The sequence below is a fragment of the Comamonas piscis genome (assembly GCF_014109725.1).
Lineage (GTDB): Bacteria > Pseudomonadota > Gammaproteobacteria > Burkholderiales > Burkholderiaceae_C > Comamonas > Comamonas piscis.
In genome coordinates this window covers 620,933-642,566 of record NZ_CP058554.1, presented here as the reverse complement: position 1 = coordinate 642,566, position 21,634 = coordinate 620,933, and the positions used below count along the sequence as shown (strand labels likewise).

Genomic DNA, 21,634 nt, shown 5'->3' with positions numbered 1-21,634 from the left:
TCGGGGTCGAGGGCTGGTCGGGGTTTAGGGGCGCACCAGCAGGTCGCCGTTGATATCGGCCACTTTGGCCACACTGGTCAAGGTCATCGCGACGCGCATTTCCTTTTCCATCAGCTCCAGCAGGTGCTTGACGCCGGCCTGGCCCGAGGTGGCCAGCGCATAGATAAAGGCGCGGCCGAGCAAGGTGGCATCAGCCCCCAAGGCGATGGCGCGCACAATGTCCAAGCCATTGCGGATGCCCGAGTCCGCCAGGATCTTGATCTGGCCCTTGACCGCATCGGCAATGGCCGGCAGCGCACGGGCCGATGACAGCACCCCATCCAACTGGCGGCCACCATGGTTGCTGACCACGATGCCATCGGCGCCAAAGCGCACGGCATCCTTGGCGTCTTCTGGGTCGAGGATGCCCTTGATGACCATCGGGCCCTTCCAGAAATCGCGGATCCATTCCAGGTCCTTCCAGGAGATCGATGGATCAAAATTGCTGCCCAACCAGCCGATGTAGTCGGCCAAACCGGTGGGGCTGCCTCGGTAGGCGGAGATATTGCCCAGGTCGTGCGGGCGGCCGTTCAAGCCCACATCCCAGGACCAGGCCGGGTGGGTGACGGACTGCCAGTAACGGCGCAGTGCGGCATTGGGGCCGCTCATGCCCGAGTGCGCATCGCGGTAGCGGGCGCCGGGCACGGGCATATCGACGGTGAACACCAGGGTGGAGCAGCCGGCGGCCTGCGCGCGCTCCAGCGCGTTCTTCATAAAGCCCCGGTCCTTGAGCACATAGAGCTGGAACCACATCGGGCGGCCCAGGCCGGGTGCCACCTCTTCAATCGGGCAGACCGAGACGGTGGACAGGGTGAAGGGAATGCCGTGGGCGGCTGCGGCGCGCGATGCCTGCACCTCCCCCCGGCGGGCAAACATGCCTAGCAGACCGACGGGCGCCAGGATGGCGGGGATGGAGAGCTTTTCGCCAAACAGCTCGATGCTGGTGTCGAGCTGGCTCATGTCCTTGAGCACGCGCTGGCGCAGCGCCACATCGGCGTAGTCGGCCACATTGCGCTTGAGCGTTTGCTCGGCATAGGCGCCGCCATCGATGTAGTGGAACAAGAAGGGCGGCAGGCGCTTTTGCGCGGCGGCGCGGTAGTCGGATGCGGAAGAGATGATCATGGTGGCGCTCTCAGGGCTGGGGTGTTTGTCTCGGGGCTGTTGTCTCGGCTGTCGTCTGGCGCAATGCAGATCATGGCGCAGCCGGCGGGCTGGGCATTAGCTCGGCCAGCAGGCGCATCGACCGCTCGCGGCGGGCGCGCTCTTCGTCCATCTGCTGGATGGTGTGGCGCACATGCTCCAGGTGCTCGCCAATGCAGGCGCGGGCGCGCTGCGGGTCACCCTCCAGAATCGCCTGCATGAGGCTTTGGTGCTGCACCGTGAGCTGCTGCAGGGTAACAGGGGCGCTCAGGCGGAACATGTCGTGGCGGTTGCGCTCCACGGTAGAGAGCACCACGGTGAACAGGCTTTGCATGACCTGCACCAACACCAGGTTGTGCGAGGCCTCGGCAATCGCCAGGTGGAACTGCGCATCGGCCCGCGCGGCCAGCTCGGCATGGCCGCTTTGCTGGTGGTCAATCATCACCTCAAAGCAGCGCTGGATGCGCTCCTTGTCTTGCGCGGTGGCGCGCTGCGCAGCCAGCCAGGCGGTGCTGCTCTCCAGCGCATGGCGGGTTTCCAGTACGTCGTAGCGGTAGTTGGGGTCCGATTCGATCAGCCCCGCCAGTGGCGCCATGGCCTCCTGCAGCCAATCGGCCGATGGCACTGTCTGCACATAGGTGCCATCGCCGCGCCGGGCCGACAGCACCCCTTGGCTGATGAGCTTTTGCAGCGCCTCGCGCACTGACGTGCGCGACACCCCCAGATCCAGCGCCAGTTGCCGCTCTGCGGGCAGGCGCTGGCCCGGCTGCAGCCCACGGGCCTGCACCAGGGCAAGCAGTTTTTCGACAACATGGTCAGCAAGGCGCATGGGGGAGCTTTCAGGTTTTCTGTGTGGTGGTCGCGGCCCCAACGATGGCGATGGCGCAGCGACGCTCAATGACCTGGAATCATCCACGGAAACACATAAGCCTGCAGCGTAGTAATCAAACCGATGATGACGGCAAAGATCAGGCTGTGCTTCACCGTGAAGCGGAACAGATCAGATTCGCGCCCGGACAGCCCCACCGCGGCGCAGGCAATGGCGATGGACTGGGGCGAGATCATCTTGCCCGTAACGCCGCCGGTGGTGTTGGCTGCCACGGTCAGCACCTGGGGGAGGCCCAGCTGCTGCGCGGTGGTGGCCTGCAGCGCGGCAAACAGCGCGTTGGCAGAAGTGTCCGACCCCGTTAGGAACACGCCAATCCAGCCCAGGAAAGGCGAGAAGAAGGTAAAGGCATGGCCGGTATGCGCCAACGCCAGCGCCAGGGTGGCCGACAGGCCCGAGTAGTTGGCAACAAAGGCAAAGGCCAGCACCATGCCGATGGAGTAGATCGGTACCGCAAGCTCTTTGAAGGTCTCGCCCAAGGTAGCGACCGCTTTGGACGGTGACAGGCGGGTAAAGGCAATGGTGATCAGCGCCGCAATCAGGATGGCGGTGCCCGTGGCCAGCAGCCAGTTGAAGGTGTAGACGGCGCCATAAGGCGCAGCAGCGGCCACGACGGGCGGCGTCTTCTCGACCAGGTTATGCAAGAACGGCACCGGAATATTGATGACGGTAGCCGCCAGCGGGCCTCCCGCCGCAAACAGCGCCTTGAAGGGCTTGATGCTCCAGACCGTGACCATGGCGGTCAGGATGATGAAGGGCGACCAGGCCTTGATGACGGCCATGGCCGTCAGTGGCGCGCCCGACGACACCGGTGCTACAGGCACGGCTGCGGCACCCTGCTCACCGGGCTCTGGCGTAAAGCGGAAGATGCGTTTGGGCTGCCAGACCTTGAGGAACAAGGTGAGCGCAATCAAGGACACGATGGCCGAGGTGATATCGGGCAGCTCCGGGCCAATGTAGTTGGCGGTGAGGAACTGCACAATCGCAAACGAACCGCCACCGACCAGGACGGCAGGCCAGGTCTCCTTCACACCCCGCCAGCCATCCATGATGGCCATCAGCCAGAACAACACGAGCACGGTCATAAAGGGCAGCTGGCGGCCAGCCATCTGGCCAATCGCAAACGCATCGACGCCCGACACCTGGCCAGCGACGATGATCGGAATGCCCATCGCGCCAAAGGCGACCGGCGCGGTATTGGCAATCAGGCACAGACCTGCGGCATACAGCGGCTTAAAGCCCAGGCCGACGAGCAAGGCCGCCGTGATGGCAACCGGTGCGCCAAAACCTGCCGCGCCTTCCAAAAAAGCCCCGAAGCAAAAGCCCACCAGGATGAGCTGCAGCCGCTGGTCCGGGGTAACCGACAGGATGGACGAGCGGATCACATCGAACTGCCCCGTTTTGACGGAGATCTTGTACAGAAACACGGCAGCCACAATGATCCAGGCAATCGGCCACAAGCCGTAGAAGAAGCCATAGACGGCCGAGGCCAGCGCCGCGCTGACGGGCATGCGGTAGAACAACAACGCCACCGCCAGTGACAACACCACCGTGACGGTCCCCGCCTGGTAGCCCTTGAGCCGCAGCTTGGTCAGTGCCAAAAAGAAGAAAACGATGGGGATCAGCGCTACCAGGGCGGAGACCCAGATGTTGCCCGCCGGGTCGTAATTTTGCTGCCAGAGAGTTTGCATGGCGATGTCTCGAAGTGATTGGACGGGCGCGTGGCGCCCCTTGTTCTTGGGCTGTTCACCGAGTGACATCGCGCAGCAGGCTGCTTGGGGCTGCCCTGCTTCGAGACATGCCAGGTGAATGGCTTGTACGCTATGCCATTGGTTGGGCCGCTGGTCTAAATTGGTATTACCAATAAACCATGAAATCGCCAACCTGCGGCAAAGTTGGGCGATTATTGGGGAAACTGCGGATTTTATTGCCCGGGTAAACCCTTAATTTAACAATCTAATAGCCTAATTGCTATATTGGTAATACCAATTTAAATCACTCATAACTATCACTTCGGCAAAAACAAAATGGGGATTGCTGGTTGCGCTGCCCCGGCTTGCTGGCTGGGCAGTGACCACTTACCTGCCATCGACCAACCGCACAGGCGGGGAAATTCCCCAGTTTCAGGGATAGCATTTTTCGCCCACTCGCCTACCATCGCGGGGGTCCGCCCCCGCGTTTCTGTGATTGCCCATGCTCGAACCCTCCTTGCTCGCTGAAGATGCCCTTTTGCCCGTCCCCGTGCTGGTGGTGGAGGACGAGCCCCTGCTGCAGGAACGCTTGCGCCAGATCTTGCAGCAACTGGGCTATGAGGACGATGCCCTGATCTTTGCGGATACCCTGGCTGCCGCGCGGGCGGTGGTGGCCGAGCAGCCGGTGGGGCTGGCCTTAGTGGATTTGCGGCTCCCCGATGGCAATGGCCAGTCGTTGATAGAAGAGCTGCGGGCCGAGGACCCGGGCCTGGGCATTCTGGTGGTGTCGGCCTGGAGCTCGGAGGAGCTGATCCTGAGCGCCTTGCGCGCCGGGGCCACCGGCTATGTGCTCAAGCAGCGCGATGATTTTGAGGTGATGCTATCCATCCGCAGTGTTTTGCGCGGCGGTGCACCGATCGACCCCTTTATTGCCCGGCGCATTTTGCAGTTGCTGCCCTTGCGCGCGCCCAAGGCGGCCGATGGTGCGGCAACCGCAGCCATCGGCGGCGAGCCGGATGTGGGCCTGACACCCCGCGAGGCCGAGATTTTGCGTCTGGTGGCCGATGGCATGAGCAACCGCGAGATTGCCAATGAAGTGCATCTGTCCCACCACACCGTGGAGAGCCATGTCAAACGCATTTATCGCAAGCTGGCCGTCTCCTCACGCATGATGGCGGTGCGCGAAGCACGCGCACGGGGAATGATTGAGTGAGCGGGCGCTGGAGCCCCCTGCCCCGGCTGCAGCAAGCCGGGGCGCAGTTGCTGGTGCTGCTGTCCTTGCTGTGGCTGCTGCTGGCGGGGCCCGCGATGGCTCAGGCTGCGCCACCCACTTCCGCAGATGCGGACCGCTGCCCGGCGCAGATCCTGCAGGTGGATGCCGTTCGCGCCCCCGAGGGCAACGCCACCCTGCCGGCCCCGGAACAAGGCTGGCAGCCGGTCACGCTCCCCGATGTATGGACCAGCCGCTGGCCGGAGCATGATGGCGCCGTCTGGTACCGCATTCTTTGGCAGCGTGCCTGCAGCAGCAGCCCGCCTGCCGCCGATGCCGTCTCTGCCTCCGCCTTGGCCACAGCGCCAATGCCAGCGCCAGCGCCCGTCGCGCTGGGCATCGACGGCATCAGCGTGGCCGGTGCCGTCTATGTGAACCGCGATTTGCTCTGGAGCGATGCCTCGCTGGTCGAGCCGCTGTCGCGCAGCTGGAATGTGCCACGCTGGTGGTTGCTGCCCGAGTCGATGCTGCAGCCGGGTACCAATACGGTCTGGGTCTATGCGGTGGGCCCCCGGGCATTGAGCCCCGGCATGGGCCAGTTGCGGCTGGGCACGCCCCAGGCGGTGGCGCAGATGCAGGAGGCCAAGGAATGGCGCCAGCGCACGGTCTACTTTGTCAATGCCGTGCTGTGTGCGATGGCCGGCGTGCTGTTTTTCAGCATTTGGCTGCTGCAGCGCAAGGCCCGCACCTATGGTTGGTTTGCGCTGATGGCCTTGTGCTGGATGCTCTACCTCAGCACCTACCTGGCCGATACCCAATGGCCCTGGCCCGACTCGCTGACCCGGGGCCGCTTCAGCCTGATTGCCTTGCTGGGCTATGTGCTGAGCGTCTGCATTTTCACCTTCCGCTTTGGGGCGCAAAAGCTACCCTGGGTGGAGCGTTTCTTGTGGCTGCTGGCCTTTATCGGCGCGGCTGCCACCTGCCTGGTGCCGGCCGAGCATGCGCGCCAGGGCTTCAGCCTGGTGTGGCAGGGCGCGACGGCGGTGTTTTTGGTCAATGGCCTGCAGTTCCAGCTCCATGCCTGGTTTCCGCGCAATCGGCCGCGCAATCTGGCGCATATCCTGCTCGCCTGCATCTGGTTGCTGCTTACCCTGGTGGCGCTGAACAACCTCTACTCGGTGCTGGACCGCTGGCAGGTGGCACGCGACTGGGCCGCACTCAGCGGCGTGCTGGTGATTGGCCTGCTGATGCTGCTCTTGGGTGGCCAGCTGGTGCGGCAGATGCACGAGGTGCGGCGCTTTAACCGCGAGCTCAAGGTGGGGGTGGAATCGGCACGCAGCGAGCTGGCCCTGGCGCTGCAACGCGAACATCTGCAAGCGCTGGAAAACGCCAAGCTGCAAGAGCGCATGGCCCTGGCCCATGACCTGCACGACGGCCTGGGCGGTGCGCTGGTGCGCAGCATGGCGCTGGTGGAGCAGGCACCGGACACTATCAGCAGCGCGCGCGTGCTGTCCTTGCTCAAAAGCATGCGCGATGACCTCAACCAGCTGATTGACTACGGCTCCAGTGCCGGTGCCTCGGTGCCCGACACCCCCGTGCAATGGGCCGCACCGCTGCGCCACCGCATCACCCGCATCTTGGATGAGATTGGCGTGCAGACCCACTGGAGTATTGCCGCGCAGTGGCAGGGCACGGTCGAGGAAGGCAAGCGCCCCAATGCGCTGCAGTGCCTGCTGCTGACCCGGCTGGTGGAAGAGGCGCTGTCCAACGTCATCAAGCACAGCCATGCCAGCAAGGTGCGGGTGGAATACGCACAGCCCAAACCCAACCAGCTGCTGGTGCGGGTCGAGGACGATGGCGTGGGCTTTGATGTGCAGGCGGTGCAGCGCGCCGGCCAATCGGTGGGCATGCGCAGCATGGCCGCCCGCGCCGAGCGCCTGGGCGCCAGCTTCAGTGTGCAATCGAGCCCTGCAGGGACGATGGTGACGGCGGTGCTGCAGCTGGGTACGGGGCTGCCTGCGGCGGCTCCCGGGGCCGAGGCCCGCTGAGCATCTGGCTGCAGAAACCCGCAGCGTTTCTGCGCAAGAAGAAAGGCCACCCAGACAGATGTCCCGGGTGGCCTTTGTGTTGAGGTCCAGCGCTTAGTTTGTCACCGCCTCGCGCCAGCCAATGCGCCGGCCCTGCGGCCGGGGCGCTGCCACCGGAATGGCGATGTCAATCGGCTCATCCTGCACACTGCCGGGGCTGACGTGGCTGGTGACATCGCCGTTTTGGTTGGCGGTCAGCGCATTGCCGACGATAAGCGTATCGGGCACCTGTACCCCAGCCGGGCCGCCATTGGGGCCATCGACCACCGCCAGGCCTGTCTCGAAGTTGAGGTAGTTGAGCCAGCCATGGCCGCCTGCGACGCAGGGCTCATCCGATGGCACATTGCTGGCGACCACCAAGGTGCTGCCCGCCAGGCGCAGGTTGATATTGACCCGCTCACCGGCATCGGGCAGGTCGACATACCAGCCTTGGCGGCGGTCATTGCAGACGGCCGGGTCGGCGCTGGTGCAGCGCAGCTCACGCGCCAGCGTGCCGTCCGGCTGGCTGATGTTTTTCAGCTCAGAGGCTTTCAGGTCAGCGCGGAACGCAGGCCCGCTCATGTCATAGCCACTGGCCTTGTCATCAAAGCCATAGACCGACTGCTGCTTGTCATCGCTCATATCAGCCAAGCCCAACAACCGCCCGGTCGCAACCAGAATACGCGGCAGCTGCGTGCCGCCCTGCACCAGCTCGATCCGGGTGGTGATGGGCTGGACCAGCAGCCTGATCCTGCCGTCCAGCCTGGCGGCGTGCTGGCTGTGTTGCGGGCACCTTCGTGGGTCAGTACAAACGCGAAGCCGGACATGGATCCTTTGCCTTCGGCCTTTACCGTGTAGCGAGACATGTGTCCGTCACAGATGTACTTGAAGCGGGACGTTTCGGCAGGCTCTGCGGCTATCTTGCTTTGGCAGGCAGCAACGTAGGTCCGGTTGTCCTGGTAGAACTGCTCCATCTTGGCGCCCATATCGGCCAAGGGTGTGATGCCCTCGACGATCTGGCCGCGCTTGATGTACTCGCTGTAGCTGGGCAAGGCAATCGCGGACAGAATGCCCACGATGGCGACCACGATCATGACCTCGATGAGCGTAAAGCCCTGGGCCGCCTTGAGCCGACGACAGGCGCTACCGCCCACAGGCTGGCGCGCCCGCCGCAGACGGATTTCCTGAATAAAAACCATGTTGACACCCCTCCCTCATCGCCTTGAAACACAGCGGCGATGCTCCAAACCTAGGATGACAAGATCGCGCGGCGGCGGTAGACGCCAGCATCGGCGATCGAATCATCGATTTAATTTATTGATTTTTAGAAATTCATATCATTTCTAACAGCGTCGCATCATAAGTGATGTCGAGCTATTTACTAATCAATGAATGATATCAATAGTCATAACGCATCTTGATGCCCGCGTCTGCGCCGAGGCCGCTGCGGCGCAAATCGAGGGCCGAGCGGGTACGCGAAAGACTGCCATCAAAAAACAATTTGATAGCAGAGGATCTAGAAAATCAGGGGAATTCAGCAGTATCGGGTACCGCTGTGTGCATGGGGAGCGGGGTGCTCAGCGCAGAAAAGTCAGGAGCCGGCGGCGCTCAGCCACCGACGTTGGACGGCACCGGGCCACCCCCGCCCGATGCCGTTGCAAATATGCATCTGGTCGACAATCCAGCATGCATGGCCGCCGCTGCCGCGCAGACAGCGGAAGCGGCCGGTAAGCCAGTCGCCGATCAACCGGCCTGCAAGGCCTTGAGCAAGGTGCTGGCGTTGGTCTCCACCATATCGATATAGGTGGCAGCCGGTCCACCTGCAGGCGACAGCGCATCGGAGTAGAGGCGCCCACCGATGGCAGCGCCCGTCTCGCGCGACAGCTGTTCCAGCAGGCGCGGGTCGGAGATGTTTTCCAGGAAGATGGCGCCAATGCGCTCTTCACGCACCTGCTTGACCAGCGCTGCCATGTCGCGCGCCGAGGGCTCGGACTCGGTCGACAGGCCGCGCACCGGCACAAAATGCAGGCCATAGGCCTGGGCAAAGTAGCCAAAGGCATCGTGGGTGCTGACGACGGTGCGGCGCGCTGCGGGCACGGCGGCAAAGCGCTGGCGCAGGCTCGTGTCCAGCGCCGTCAAGCGGGCGATGTACTGCGTGGCCTGCTGGTCGTACTGGGACGCGTTGGCCGGGTCTGCCGTGGCCAGGCCCTTGGCGATATTGCGCACATAGACGATGGCGTTTTTCACATCCTGCCAGGCGTGGGGGTCATTGGGGCCATGGTTGTGGCCGTGCCCATGGTCATGGTCGTGCTTTTCAGCGCCAGCGCCATGGACGTGCCCGTGGTCATGGCCTTGCCCTTTGGGCAAGGCGCGCACCGCAATGCCCTGCGATGCGACGATCTCCTGGCCTTTAAAGCCTGCGGCCTTTTTGAGGCGCGGCAACCAGCTCTCAAAATCGAGACCATTGGCCACCAATACCCTGGCCTGCTGCAGCTGGCGCGCCTGCTGCGGCGTGGGCTCAAACACATGGGCGTCGCCGTCAGGGCCGACCAGCGCAGAGACGCTGACGAGATCACCACCGACCTGGCGGGTGAGATCCTGCAAGATCGAAAAGCTGGCCACCACGGGCAGCGGCTGGCCCGCAGCCCAGACGGTGCTGACAGGCAGAGCGCTGCTCAGCGCCAGCCCCAGCAGCGCGCGGCGGTTCAGGGAAAAGTTGCTCATTCGGATACTCCCATTGGTTCAGTCACAGAATCGTTGGCTGGTGCCTGGCGCTGCGCCCACACGCTGCCCAGCCGGCCCAGGCACAAGGACAGCAGGTACAAGCTGCCCAGGCTCAAGGTGATGGCGGCCGATGCCGCAATGCCCGCGTGGAAGGACAGCAGCAGGCCCAGCACGCTGCCGGCCATCGCGATACCGGTGGACAGCGCCATCTGCAGGCCCACGCCGCGCAGCCAGAACCGCGCACTGGCGGCGGGCAGCACCACCAGGGCCACCGCCATCAAGGTGCCCAGCGAATGAAATCCCCCTACCAAATTGAGCACCAGCAAAAGCATGAAAACCCCATGGCTGATGCTGCCCATGCGCCCCTGCAGCCGCAAAAAGCCGGGGTCCAGGCATTCCATCAGCAAGGGCCGGTACATCAATGCCAGGCCCAGCATCGACAGGCTGGCGATGGTGGCGGTCAGATAAAGGGTGGGATCGTCCAGCGCCAGCACCGAGCCAAACAACACATGCAGCAGATCCACATTGGAGCCGCGCAGCGAGATCAGCAACACGCCCAGCGCCAGCGAGATCAGGTAGAAGCCGGCAAAGCTCGCGTCCTCGCGCAGGGCGGTGTAGCGGGTCACCACGCCCGAGAGCAGGGCCACGATCAGGCCCGCGGCCAGGCCACCGATCGTCATCGCCGGTAGAGACAGGCCAAACAGCAAATAGCCCATGGCCGCGCCCGGCAAGATGGCATGCGACATGGCATCGCCCACCAGGCTCATGCGGCGCAACAGCAAGATGGTGCCCAAGGGCGCGGCACCAGCGCTCAAGGCCAGGCAGCCGGCCAGCGCGCGGCGCATAAAGCCGTAGTCCACAAAGGGCTGCCACAACAGCTCGTCGATCATGCGCGCCTCCTGGCACCTGCGCGTGCAGCCAGGCTCGGCAGCACATCAGCGGTATCCCCCCAGCCCAGCTGCGTGCCCGCCAGCGCCAAGGCCTGCGGAAAAAACGCTTCCACCATCTCGCGGTCATGCAGCACGGCCAGCACGGTGCGGCCCCGCACATGCCACTGCTGCAACAGCTGCAGCAGCACATCGATGGAGGGCTCATCGACACCGGTAAAGGGCTCATCCAGCAAGATCACCGGCGGGTTCTGCACCCAGAGCCGGGCAAAGCGCATGCGCTGGAACTGCCCGCCCGAGAGCTCGGCAATCCAGCGCGGCTGCCAGCCCTGCAAGCCCACTGTCGCTAATGCAGTGCTGATCTGCACGCGCTGCGCATCGCTGACGGCACCCAGCGCGCCCGTCTGCGCCCAGAGGCCCAGGCTGACAAAGTCTTCCACGCTGATGGGAAAATCTCGTTCCACCTCGCAAGCCTGTGCCAGGTAGCCCAGCGCGGCGCGGGGATAGCGGCAGCGCACCGTCCCCTGCATGGGCTTGAGCAACCCCAGCAGACCTTTGAGCAAGGTCGATTTGCCCCCGCCATTGGGGCCGACAACGGCCGTCATCGAGCCCGCCGCAAACTGCCCGCTGACACCCCGCAGCGCCAGCTTGCCGCCATAGCCCAGGCCGAGGTTGGAGAGTTCAAAGTCCACGCCATGCACTGCCGCCGTCAGAGGGGAAACCGACTGCATCATGGCTGCTGCACCGCCCATAGCACTACGCCCCAGAGCAGCGCGCTCAAGCCCAGCGCCAGCAGGCAACGCGCCAGCGCCGATGCCTGCAAGGCACTGCGGCGCCTGGTTGTTTGTGTTGATCCCATAGCTCGCCCGTTCACAGTTGCCGCCGTACCCAGATCCGCCTGGTGGCACAAAGCACGCAACTGCTGCATTTCAAAATGTGATGTTATAACATCAAATGAAAACAACAAAGCGCAAACGCAGCCAGCCCGGCACAAACGGCCAGGCAAGGACGGGAAGGAATTAGCGGAAGCGGAGAGGGGAAAGAGCGGCGGTTAGACGCGCTCAGGCAGCCGGTGCAGCAGTGCAGCGGCCGCAGGTGCCATGCATCTCGACATGGGTGCTGCTGGGGCGAAAGCCATTGGCCTTGGACCAGGTCTTCAGGCGCCGCTCTACCGCAGGCTCCAAAAACTCATCCACCTGGCCGCAGCTATCGCAGATGGCGAACACCACCAGGCCATGGTCATGGCCTTCGGCATGCGTATGGGCGCAGGCCACAAAGGAGTTGAGGCTCTCCACCCGGTGCACCAGGCCGTACTCGATCAGCTTGTCCAGCGCGCGGTAGACCTGCTGCGGCGCACGCACACCTTCGTCACGCAACTTGTCGAGCAGGGCATAGGCGCTGGCTGGATTGGCCTCGCGCGCCAACGCTTGCAGCACCAGGGCTTGGTGCTTGGTCAACTCGGGCGGGGGCGTTTTGGCGACTGTGGACATGGTGACAACAAAGGCAGAGGCCAGAGTTTAGCCGTTCTGCTGTGCGGACACGGCCAGCGGGGACACCGCAGGGGCGCCCTCCTGCTCTTGCGCGGCTTGCACAAACCAGCGCTGCACCGCCTGCCAATGCGCATCGCCGTAGAGGCGCCTGAAGCGCTGGGTTTCCTCCAGCTCCGGATTGCGCCATACCGCGAGGCGCAGCGCGATGAAGTCGGCGCTCAAGGGGATGCCGCATTCGACGGTGATGCAGTGCCGCCACTGCGCGTAGGTTCTGGGAATCATCGTTGTCCTTTCCACATCTGATAGCCGCCATCCCCCGGTTCCCGCTGAACGCTTGAGAAAAGTCAGCTTCGATTTGTTATGTTATAACATATTGCATCACCAACAAAGGCACCACCCAGCGCGGGCCCTGCATGCAGCAAGCCACCCCAGCCAGCGCCAACCCAGCTATTCCACGATGACTTCCACCGCCCTCTCCAATCCACTGGCAACCACACGCCCACCCAAACTCCCGGTCACCGTGCTCTCGGGGTTTCTGGGCGCCGGTAAAACAACCCTGCTGAATTACATCCTCAACAACCGCGAAGGCCGGCGCGTGGCGGTCATCGTCAATGACATGTCCGAGGTCAATATCGATGCGGCCCTGGTGCGCCAGGGCGGGGCCGAGCTATCGCGCACCGATGAGAAGCTGGTGGAGATGAGCAATGGCTGCATCTGCTGCACCCTGCGCGAGGATTTGCTGGTGGAAGTCGCCCGCCTGGCCAGCGAAGGCCGCTTTGACCAGCTGGTCATCGAGTCCACCGGCATCTCCGAGCCTCTGCCCGTGGCAGAGACCTTTACCTTTGCCGGCGAAGACGGCCGCAGCCTGGGCGATGTGGCGCAGCTGGACACGATGGTGACGGTGGTCGATGCCTTCAACTTTTTGCGCGACTACAGCTCGCGCGACCACTTGCAGGCGCGTGGCCAATCGCTGGGCGATGAGGACCAGCGCACCGTCGTGGATCTGCTGGTCGAGCAGGTCGAGTTCTGCGATGTGATCGTCCTCAACAAGGCCGACTTGGTATCCAACGAAGAGCGCGAGCAGCTCATCGCCATCTTGCGCGGCCTGAACCGCCGCGCCCGCATTGAGCTGGCCGAGTTTGGCCAGGTGCCCCTGCACAAGGTGCTGCAAACGGGTCTGTTTGATTTTGAGCAGGCCTCCCAGGCGCCCGGCTGGCTGCAGGAGCTGCGCGGCAGCCACCAGCCCGAAACGGAAGCCTATGGCATTGGCAGCTTTGTCTACCGCGCGCGCCGCCCTTTCCACCCCCAGCGCTTTTTCGCGCTGATCAACCAGGAATGGCCGGGCGTTGTGCGCTCCAAAGGCTTTTTCTGGCTGGCCAGCCACCCCACGTTGGCAGGCCAGTGGTCACAAGCCGGTGCGGTGGCGCGCCATAGCGCTGCGGGTTACTGGTGGGCCGCTGTGCCGGAAGAGCGCTGGCCGCAGGATGCGGAGGCGCTGGCCTTGATCCGCAAAGCCTGGGACGACCGCGTAGGGGATGCCCGGCAGGAGCTGGTGTTGATCGGCATGGGGATGGATGAGGCAGCGCTGCGCGCGCAGTTGGACAGTTGCCTGCTCAGCGATGCGGAGATGGCGCCGGGGCCCGCGGTGTGGACGGGGTGGAGCCATTCCTTTGTGGATTGGCCCGACAGCAAGGGCTAACGAGGCCTAACCAGGACTCAGACCTTTGCCAGCTCACAGCGCTTTGTAAACCGCCAGGGTCTCCGCCGTGCAACGCTGCCAGGAGTAGGTGGCGGCACGGGCCAAGCCCTTGGCGCTGGCATCGCGTAGCCAGGCGTCATCACCCAGATGGCTTTGCAGGCCCCGCAGAATGTCGTCCACATCGAGCGGGTTGACCAGCGCGGCAGCGCCACCGGCCACTTCTGGCATGCAGGAGGTATCAGAGGTCAGCACGGGGGTACCGCTGGCCATAGCCTCCACGATCGGCAGCCCAAAGCCTTCGTAGAGCGAGGGGTAGGCAAACAGGCGCGCGCCCGCATAGAGCATGGGCAGGTCGGCCTGGTCGACATAGGACAGGTAGTGCAGCCAGCCTTCGTTGGCGGCTTGCTCCATGCGGCGGTGTACGTCTTCGGATTTCCAGCCCTTGCCACCTGCCAGCACGAGAGGGCAGGCCTTGCGCAAAGCCGGGTCCAACTGCGCATAGGCCTGCAGCAAACGGCTGATATTTTTACGCGGCTCAATGGTGCCCACATACAGCGCATAGCCGCATGGCTGCAGCCCATGCTTGGCCAGTACCGGCGCCAGTTCCGCATCGCTGCGCGGGTGGTAGGCGGCATCCATGCCCAGGCCAATGGCGCTGACCCTGTCCGCCGACCAGCCAAAGTGCTGGATAAATTCCTGGCGCACCGTTTCCGTATCGGTGATGACATGGTCAGTGTGCTTGAGGCTGCTGCCAAACGCCAGGTTCATGAACTCCACCCGCGCCTGCGGGTGGAACTCTGGGTAGAACACATGCGAGAGGTCATGCACGGTGTTGACCGTGCGGCCCGGAAAAGGCGGCACCAGGTAATTGGGAGAGTGGAAGATGGCCTGGCCTTCTGCGCGGACCCGCCAACGCGAAATGGCAGGCATCAACGATTGGTAGACCCGCACTGCTGTACGGTTGGCCGACAAGGTACTTCGCAGACGCGTGAACAGGGTTGGCGCGGTATTGGGAGTGCTTTGCGCACCAGGCACCGGGGCGGTGGGGCTTGAACTCTGTCCACCCAGCGCCGCCAACGGATCTGCCACCCAATGGCCGTGCGAGAAGTAACGTAAACGGTCCACATCGGGATGCTGGCGCAGCTGGCTGGCCAGTTCGAAGCTGTAGCGCCCAATGCCCGTCAACGGCGCATGCAGCGCATCGGCGCCCAGGATGATGTCCAAACCCATAACGTCCTTCAAGCCTGCAGCATCCAGCGCAGGGTGTCTTCCAGCTGGTGGCTGCGCCATTCACCAATCGCCTGCTCCAGCGCCGTGGTGTCAGCGCACAGGATGCGCACTTCATTGGCGCGTACAAAGGCGGGGTTCACCCGCACCTCCATCGCATGCCCGCTGATCTGCTGCACCTGTGCCAATACATCGCGCAGCGACCAGGTGCGGCCCGAGCCGACATTGAACACGCCACCGGCCACGGAGCCCTGCGCGGCGCTATCCAGCAAGCGCACGTAGGCAGCAGCCACATCGCGCACATCAGAAAAATCTCGGTCCACATCCAGATTGCCCAGCTCGATCACGTCCGCCTTTCGCAGTGCATGGTCCACGATCTTGGGAATCAAAAACTGCGGCGACTGGCCCAGGCCCGTGTAGTTGAACGGCCGCACCAGCACCACTGGCAGCTGTGGCAGCCAAAGCCGCGCCATATACTCCATGGCCAGTTTGCTCACCGCGTAGTCGTTGGCGGGGTTGGCGGTGGTGCCCTCTGGCAAGGCGCCTTCATGGCTGTTGCCGTAGATGTTGGCACTGCTGGCCAGCAGCACACACTGCGGCTTCACAGGCAGCGTGCTCAACGCCTGCAGCAAATGCCGGGTACCCACCACATTGACCCGGTAAAAGTCGTCCGCCGAGCCATGGCCCACAAAGGCAATCGCCGCCAAATGCACCACCGCCTGCGGGCTGATCTGCTGAACGGCGCTTTGCAGCGCTGCCTCATTGAGCAAATCCGCCTGCAGGCATTGCGCTGCTGGAATCAGCCCAGCGCCATTAGGGGTGGAGCGATCCAGCGACCAGACATCCCAGCCCGCAGCGCGCAGCAACGGCACCAGGTGCTGGCCGGTAAAGCCTTGCGCACCCGTCAGCAGCACCCGCTTTTGGCCTGCTGCACCCATGGCATTGGCGGCGGCGTTCATCAGAACGAGAACCCGGCTTGGTTGCGGCGCATATCGGCCTCGACCATCATCTGGCACAGCTGCTCCAGCGAGGTCTGCGGCGCCCAGCCCAACTTGGCCTTGGCCTTGGCCGGGTCACCAATCAGCAACTCCACCTCGGCAGGGCGGTAGAACTTGGGATTGACCCGCATCACCGTCTTGCCGGTGGCGGTATCAACAGCGGTCTCTGCCTCCGCCTTGCCTTGGAAATCAACATCGACACCAGCGCCCTTAAACGCCATGCGTACAAAGTCGCGAACGGTCTCGGTGCGGTTGGTGGCCAGCACAAAAGTGTCAGGCTCATCGGCCTGCAGCATGCGCCACATGCCTTCCACATATTCCTTGGCAAAACCCCAGTCGCGCTTGGCATCAATATTGCCCAGCTCCATCACATCGAGCTTGCCCAGCTTGATCTTGGCCACGCTGTCGGTGATCTTGCGCGTCACGAACTCGCGACCGCGCAGCGGGCTTTCGTGGTTGAACAAAATGCCGCTGGCGCCAAAGATGCCATAGCTCTCACGGTAGTTCACCGTCATCCAGTGCGCATACAGCTTGGCCACGCCATAGGGGCTGCGCGGGTAGAAGGGGGTGTCTTCCTTCTGCGGCACCGCCTGCACCTTGCCAAACATCTCCGAGGTGCTGGCCTGGTAGAAGCGCACCTTGGGGTTGACGATGCGAATCGCTTCGAGCAGGTTCACGGCACCCAAGCCAGTGATCTCCGCAGTCGTCACCGGTTGCTCGAACGACACACCGACAAAGCTCTGCGCGGCCAGGTTGTACACCTCGGTGGCTTCTGTGCTTTGCAGCAGGCGGATGCTGGAAGACAGATCGGTCAAGTCGTACTCGACGAGATGCAAGTTCGGGTGGTTCTGGATGCCCAGTTCTTCTATGCGCCAGAAGTTGACCGAGCTGGTGCGTCGGAAAGTGGCGTACACGGTGTAGCCCTTGGAGAGCAGCAGCTCGGCTAGGTAGGCCCCGTCTTGGCCGGTAATGCCGGTAATGATGGCTTTTTTCATGAGCTTGTTCTCGTTGAATCTATGGCGCCTTCGCGGCCTGTTGGAAAGCCATCGCTAGGGCAGAAAACCCGCATGACTATGCAGGATCTTTCCGCCTGGACCTGGGGTGAACATCGCGCAATTTGTAATCAAAAATCAAAACTGTTTCAGAGTCTGTGCGCCGCCATCTTTAGTGGCTTTTGGCCCCGGGGGCTGGAATTGGACGCAGCCTCACTCTAGCCCCTTGATCAGATCGCATCCAGCCGATCCAGTACTTCGTGTCGCCACTCCGCCTATTCCTGTCGCGTGGAGGGCAAAACACTTGGTGGTTTGAGCCGAATAACCGCATAAGACGTCTCTTCAGCCACGCTGACAAGGGGGGAGGCACTTAGCTCCAGGAGCTTAGGGCGCAGTGCCTCCCTGCCCTCAGCCGGATAAGGCCAGCGGTGCGCGGCCCACAGCATATCGACGTAAGGGATGACCACTGCGTCAGCATCTCCGCTCCGGAGCAGGCTGACGATCCGCTGCGAAAAGTCGTCCGGAATACCGCCCAGCGGCATGGTCTTCAATATCTCGGGCCAGAATCTTCTGGCATCTTCAAAATTCTTGTCACCGCCAATGTTGTAGGCAACCACATCCAGCTTGCTTGCCAGGTAGTTCACCAGAAAATCATTCCGCCAAGGCATAAACGCGACTTTATCGCCGGGGTGCAACTGCTGCCCCAAGCTCAACAACAGATCCTGGTCGATCTGCATGAATTGAGAGCGATAGGACTTTTGCAACTCCCATCGTTGGGGAAGATTCGGAAGATTGGCCGCCACCACCAACACCAGTGACAGCGCCGCCGCTACCGAGACCTCTTTGCGCTGTGTTCGGGAAAGGGCGGCAACCAACAATGCCCAGGCGCCAAAAACCCCCAGCGCAGCCCATCGATAGCTGGCCCGCATGTTCTTGAAACCGGGAACATGCTGAGAAATAAAGCCCGATCCCGTAGGCGCTATGGCGTATTTGGCATCCATCGACAGCGAGGTTTCCGTGGCGGGCTTCAGAGAATTGAATTTCAAAGAAGGACCCATCGCCATGTAGAAGCCAAACAGCAAGATGAGCATCAAGGGGTACTTGTATCTTCCCTTGCCGAGCAAGAAAAAGACTGCTGCAAAGACCAACAACGGCAAACAGAACGTCGTAATCCAAACCGATTCGTCACCAAAATACTCGCGCATCGAACGCGGCCTGCTCCAGCCGGCCAGATCTGCGAACCAGTGCACCCCTGCGGAAGGAATGAGGAAGAAGCCCAGATCGGCACCCCATCCTCTGAAAAAATTCAAATCTGCGGCCGCATATTGTCCTCTTCCAATGTAGAGGGCGAACAAGACATAGGCAGTCAAAAAGCAGAGTCCATGGATACCGAGATGCAGCCAGCTGGCTCTTTTTCTCCAGTACCAGGCAACGGCAAGAATGCTGGCCCCGGTCGCAAACATCATGAAGCTATAGCCATCCATAAAGATGGCAAGTATGCAGGCCATCAAATAGCTGATGGCTCTTCCATAATGGCCCAGCAAAGGGGCGTCCAGGAACCGCAACGCCGTCCACATATACAACGGCAACAGCGCAATGCCCGTCGACAGCATGGAATAGCCTGCATGGTTCCATACCATGGGCATGGTGCCCCAGCCCAGGGCCGCGATAACGGATAAGGCAGGCGCCACCTCCAGCGCACGAGACAGCCGATAGGCACCCCAAAATGCGAGCGTGAGCCAGCAAGCCACCATCAGCGCATAAGCATCCGCTGCATGCAAACCCAAACGGATAAACACCCCCGCCAACCAGGCGCCTGCCAATCCAAAGGCCATGGCAGCAGGATGGGGTGCACCAATATTATGGGCATGGATACTGAGAATAGAGTCATTGGCAAACGACTGAGAAAAGCCTGTCGTCCAAACGGCCTGTCCCAAGGTAGGAATACCAAAAAAAGGAACGGCGCCATTCACAAAAATCACAAACAAACAGGCAATCACATAAAAACTAGCCTGCCCTATGTGCACTGGAGGCGTCTGCGATTTTGAAAACGAAAATTGCATAGATTTATATTGATTCAAGCTTGGCTGCGTTTCATCACGCAGCAGACGCCAAAGAAAAGCAAATCCCCGAGCACGGTCACCATCCGACCCACCACAATGGTGAAGACCAACTGACCTGGTGGAACCCAGGCACCCAGCAGAAACAACAGCACTGCCTCTCGTACACCCACGCCAGCGGGTGCACCCGGGGTGACCAGGCCGATCAGCCATGCCAACACATAGGCCCCTGCCACGCCCGCCACCGGCAGCGGCGTGGCATGACTGATGTTTTGCAAAATCAGCCAGAAAATCAGGCCAGACACCATCAAAAATAGCGTGTGCATTCCCCAAGCGACAGCCAGTTTTGCAGCGAAAAAGTGGTGGATGCCCCATGCCAAAGCGCTGATCGTCGCGATAAAGAGCAGCAAGGCCATCCATCCGTTCAGCCAGCCGAGCAACAGCGGCAAGGCCAGAATCCCATAGCATGCGCCAACCAGCGCCAGCAAGCCCAACTCATAGAAGGTGGATTTCAGCAACGCGCGCGCTTCCAACCCTGCTGCCATGCCGATGGCTTGCCGCCCCGCAAATTGAAAGATATTGCCCGGTACATACTTGGCCAGCTGCGAGACTCCATAGGCTCGAATCGCCCACGGCGTCGCGACAGGCGCATCAAAAAAAGCCAGTATTTTTTGCCAGGCCAGTGCCAGAAGGACATTGGCCGCGCCATACACACCCACAGCCAATACCATCCAGAAAATTTCTCGGGATGAGAAATGCGCGATGCTGATTTGGTCAGCGTATTTATAGAGCCGCGCAGCTACAAAAAAGATACCCAGAACACCCAGCACCCCGCCCATCAGGTGCAGGTATTTTTTGGAGAATAATTTGGCAGGCATCAAGTGGGGGACTGGAATTTTTTACATCGCAGCATGGTCCATGGCAAAGGCTTGCAGACCTCATGGACCTCAAAATACTCGGAGACGAGGCGGACAAATTTATCGCTGGACCAGTGCTGGATATGCCCGGGCGTGTTGCCCAGATCTCCCCAGTACTTGCCTCTGGCCATGTTCAGCGCACACCAGATGGGCTCCCGCGGGACGCTCAGAATGACATGTTCCTGGGCCACCCGCTGAAGCGCCTCCAGACCCGCCCGGGGATCTTCCAGATGCTCGAGCACCTCGCAGCACACCACCAGCTCTGCGCCGTCGCTGGCAGGCACGAGATCATAGATGCTGCGCTGGGAAAATATGGAGGGTGAAATCCCTTGCGACCTTGCGTTGTCCTGCGCAAGCGCAATCACCTGCTCAGAAAAGTCGCTGCCTCTGGCATCCATGCCCTGCCGTTTCCAACCCAAGGTCCAATAGCCTTCACCACAGCCCACCTCATGGATCGTCTGCGCACCGGTCTTCTTCACCAGCGATGACAAGGTATTGGAGAAACCTTGCACCATGCGACGCGCTATCGGATTTTTCGAGGAATATTTATCATAGTTATTCCCCACGACAATACCCTGCTCCTGCAAGCCTCCGGAAATCTTCATCCCTGGGTGTTCCTTTCGCTGTCGCTGTGCAATACAGCCTTCGCACTGCTCTGCAGCTTCAATTCAAAACGCATGTCTTCCATCAGTTTGCGGTTGGCCGCCTGCAGATCTGCCAGGAAGGCCACCAGGAAGGTCTGAAAACCCATCCCCAGCAATACGCCGGAAAGAATCAGCGACTGGATGTTTCCAGAGCCTTCCCCGTGAAAGTACCGCCATAAAAATCGCAGACCAATCAAAAACCCCAAGCCAAAAAGTATCGACCCGATCGAAATGAAAAACTTGAAGGGCTGGTAGATGATGAAAATGCGAATGATGGTGACAATGCTGCGCTTGATGTAGGAGCTGATGCTCTTGACCAGACGAGAGGGGCGCAGATCACCATTGACGCGGATGGGCACCGAGGTGATGGCCATGTTCTTTTGGCCCGCCTGGATGATGGTTTCCAGCGTGTAGGTGTAGTCGTTGAAGACCACCAAGCGCTGCGCAGCCATGCGGCCCATCGCACGGAAGCCACTGGGTGCATCCGGAATATCGGTATTGCTAGCCACCCTCACCACCCAGCTGCCCAGCTTCTGCAGCATCTTCTTGAGCGGTGAGAAATGCGCAATGGTTTCGATCGGCCTCGCACCGACCACGATGTCGGCGGTGCCAGCCACGATGGGGGCGGTCAGCAGCGGAATATCTTGCGCGTTGTACTGGTTGTCGGCGTCTGTGTTGACGATGACATCGGCGCCCAGACGCAGGCAGGCATCCAGACCCGTCATGAAGCCGCGTGCCAGGCCTTGGTTGCGGGTGTGGCGCACGATATGGTCCACGCCATTTTCCTGGGCCACACGCACGGTGTCATCCGAGCTGCCGTCGTCGATGATCAACCATTCCACGGCGTCGAATCCGGGGACCTGACGGGGCAGTGCTTGTAGTGCAATGGCCAAGGTGCCTGCTTCATTGAGACAAGGTATTTGGATGATCAGCTTCACGGGGTGCTTTCCTCTCGGCGCAGGTT

The 21,634-nt window shown here is 61.8% G+C and carries 21 protein-coding genes; 3 read left to right on the top strand and 18 right to left on the bottom strand.

Annotation, left to right across the window (positions count from 1 at the left end):
* Window positions 1–24 precede the first annotated feature (24 nt).
* From lldD to lldP, 3 genes are all read right to left on the bottom strand, one after another.
* Window positions 25–1,161, bottom strand: a complete 1,137-nt coding sequence (gene lldD, locus HS961_RS02940) for an FMN-dependent L-lactate dehydrogenase LldD (RefSeq protein WP_182326301.1) — start codon at window positions 1,159–1,161, stop codon at window positions 25–27.
* Window positions 1,162–1,231: 70 nt separating this feature from the next.
* Window positions 1,232–2,008: a transcriptional regulator LldR gene (gene lldR, locus HS961_RS02935; protein ID WP_182326300.1), complete on the bottom strand. Its 777-nt coding sequence runs from the start codon at window positions 2,006–2,008 to the stop codon at window positions 1,232–1,234.
* Between the two features lie 65 nt (window positions 2,009–2,073).
* The gene (gene lldP / locus HS961_RS02930) at window positions 2,074–3,756 is read right to left on the bottom strand and encodes an L-lactate permease (protein ID WP_182326299.1); all 1,683 of its coding nucleotides are present in this window, start codon (window positions 3,754–3,756) and stop codon (window positions 2,074–2,076) included.
* A 502-nt stretch (window positions 3,757–4,258) separates the two neighbouring features.
* On the opposite strand from lldP, the gene HS961_RS02925 reads away from it, so the two are divergent.
* Both HS961_RS02925 and HS961_RS02920 read left to right on the top strand, forming a co-directional pair.
* Entirely contained in the window at window positions 4,259–4,969 is a 711-nt protein-coding gene (locus tag HS961_RS02925) for a response regulator transcription factor (protein ID WP_182326298.1), read from the top strand.
* On the top strand, window positions 4,966–7,014 hold the full coding sequence (locus HS961_RS02920; protein ID WP_238347759.1) for a sensor histidine kinase: 2,049 nt from the start codon (window positions 4,966–4,968) through the stop codon (window positions 7,012–7,014). The genes HS961_RS02925 and HS961_RS02920 overlap by 4 nt, the downstream gene beginning before the upstream one ends.
* 93 nt (window positions 7,015–7,107) lie before the next feature.
* On the opposite strand, the gene HS961_RS02915 is transcribed toward HS961_RS02920, so the two are convergent.
* From HS961_RS02915 to HS961_RS02885, 8 genes are all read right to left on the bottom strand, one after another.
* Window positions 7,108–7,674, bottom strand: coding sequence for a hypothetical protein (locus HS961_RS02915; protein ID WP_182326297.1), 567 nt, complete (start codon window positions 7,672–7,674; stop codon window positions 7,108–7,110).
* Window positions 7,671–8,231, bottom strand: coding sequence for a type IV pilin protein (locus tag HS961_RS23695; protein WP_182326296.1), 561 nt, complete (start codon window positions 8,229–8,231; stop codon window positions 7,671–7,673). The genes HS961_RS02915 and HS961_RS23695 overlap by 4 nt, the downstream gene beginning before the upstream one ends.
* A gap of 544 nt (window positions 8,232–8,775) precedes the next feature.
* A complete protein-coding gene (locus HS961_RS02905; protein ID WP_182326295.1) occupies window positions 8,776–9,756 on the bottom strand; it encodes a metal ABC transporter solute-binding protein, Zn/Mn family in 981 nt (326 codons plus the stop codon).
* The gene (locus HS961_RS02900) at window positions 9,753–10,646 is read right to left on the bottom strand and encodes a metal ABC transporter permease (protein ID WP_182326294.1); all 894 of its coding nucleotides are present in this window, start codon (window positions 10,644–10,646) and stop codon (window positions 9,753–9,755) included. Before HS961_RS02900 ends, HS961_RS02905 begins: the two co-directional genes overlap by 4 nt.
* On the bottom strand, window positions 10,643–11,374 hold the full coding sequence (locus HS961_RS02895) for a metal ABC transporter ATP-binding protein (protein WP_182326293.1): 732 nt from the start codon (window positions 11,372–11,374) through the stop codon (window positions 10,643–10,645). The genes HS961_RS02900 and HS961_RS02895 overlap by 4 nt, the downstream gene beginning before the upstream one ends.
* Window positions 11,374–11,502, bottom strand: a complete 129-nt coding sequence (locus HS961_RS23690) for a hypothetical protein (protein WP_272956286.1) — start codon at window positions 11,500–11,502, stop codon at window positions 11,374–11,376. The genes HS961_RS02895 and HS961_RS23690 overlap by 1 nt, the downstream gene beginning before the upstream one ends.
* A gap of 202 nt (window positions 11,503–11,704) precedes the next feature.
* Window positions 11,705–12,133, bottom strand: coding sequence for a Fur family transcriptional regulator (locus HS961_RS02890; protein WP_182326292.1), 429 nt, complete (start codon window positions 12,131–12,133; stop codon window positions 11,705–11,707).
* A 27-nt stretch (window positions 12,134–12,160) separates the two neighbouring features.
* The gene (locus tag HS961_RS02885) at window positions 12,161–12,415 is read right to left on the bottom strand and encodes a hypothetical protein (RefSeq protein WP_182326291.1); all 255 of its coding nucleotides are present in this window, start codon (window positions 12,413–12,415) and stop codon (window positions 12,161–12,163) included.
* Window positions 12,416–12,590: 175 nt separating this feature from the next.
* Between HS961_RS02885 and zigA the strand changes: the two genes are divergently transcribed.
* A complete protein-coding gene (gene zigA, locus HS961_RS02880) occupies window positions 12,591–13,832 on the top strand; it encodes a zinc metallochaperone GTPase ZigA (protein ID WP_182326290.1) in 1,242 nt (413 codons plus the stop codon).
* A 33-nt stretch (window positions 13,833–13,865) separates the two neighbouring features.
* On the opposite strand, the gene HS961_RS02875 is transcribed toward zigA, so the two are convergent.
* The 7 genes from HS961_RS02875 to HS961_RS02845 all read right to left on the bottom strand — a co-directional run bounded on the left by HS961_RS02875 (window position 13,866) and on the right by HS961_RS02845 (window position 21,608).
* Window positions 13,866–15,062 (bottom strand): glycosyltransferase family 4 protein, encoded by a 1,197-nt coding sequence (locus HS961_RS02875; RefSeq protein ID WP_182326289.1) that lies wholly within the window; start codon window positions 15,060–15,062, stop codon window positions 13,866–13,868.
* Window positions 15,063–15,070: 8 nt separating this feature from the next.
* A complete protein-coding gene (locus HS961_RS02870; RefSeq protein WP_238347758.1) occupies window positions 15,071–16,018 on the bottom strand; it encodes an NAD-dependent epimerase/dehydratase family protein in 948 nt (315 codons plus the stop codon).
* Window positions 16,018–17,052 carry a GDP-mannose 4,6-dehydratase gene (gmd, locus tag HS961_RS02865; protein ID WP_182326288.1) on the bottom strand — a complete coding sequence of 345 codons (1,035 nt, stop codon included), beginning with the start codon at window positions 17,050–17,052 and terminating at the stop codon, window positions 16,018–16,020. Before gmd ends, HS961_RS02870 begins: the two co-directional genes overlap by 1 nt.
* A gap of 272 nt (window positions 17,053–17,324) precedes the next feature.
* Window positions 17,325–19,112 (bottom strand): hypothetical protein, encoded by a 1,788-nt coding sequence (locus HS961_RS02860; protein WP_182326287.1) that lies wholly within the window; start codon window positions 19,110–19,112, stop codon window positions 17,325–17,327.
* Window positions 19,113–19,126: 14 nt separating this feature from the next.
* On the bottom strand, window positions 19,127–19,987 hold the full coding sequence (locus tag HS961_RS02855) for a lysylphosphatidylglycerol synthase domain-containing protein (protein ID WP_182326286.1): 861 nt from the start codon (window positions 19,985–19,987) through the stop codon (window positions 19,127–19,129).
* Entirely contained in the window at window positions 19,987–20,631 is a 645-nt protein-coding gene (locus HS961_RS02850) for a class I SAM-dependent methyltransferase (RefSeq protein WP_182326285.1), read from the bottom strand. The genes HS961_RS02855 and HS961_RS02850 overlap by 1 nt, the downstream gene beginning before the upstream one ends.
* A complete protein-coding gene (locus HS961_RS02845; RefSeq protein WP_182326284.1) occupies window positions 20,628–21,608 on the bottom strand; it encodes a glycosyltransferase family 2 protein in 981 nt (326 codons plus the stop codon). Before HS961_RS02845 ends, HS961_RS02850 begins: the two co-directional genes overlap by 4 nt.
* Between the last annotated feature and the right edge of the window lie 26 nt (window positions 21,609–21,634).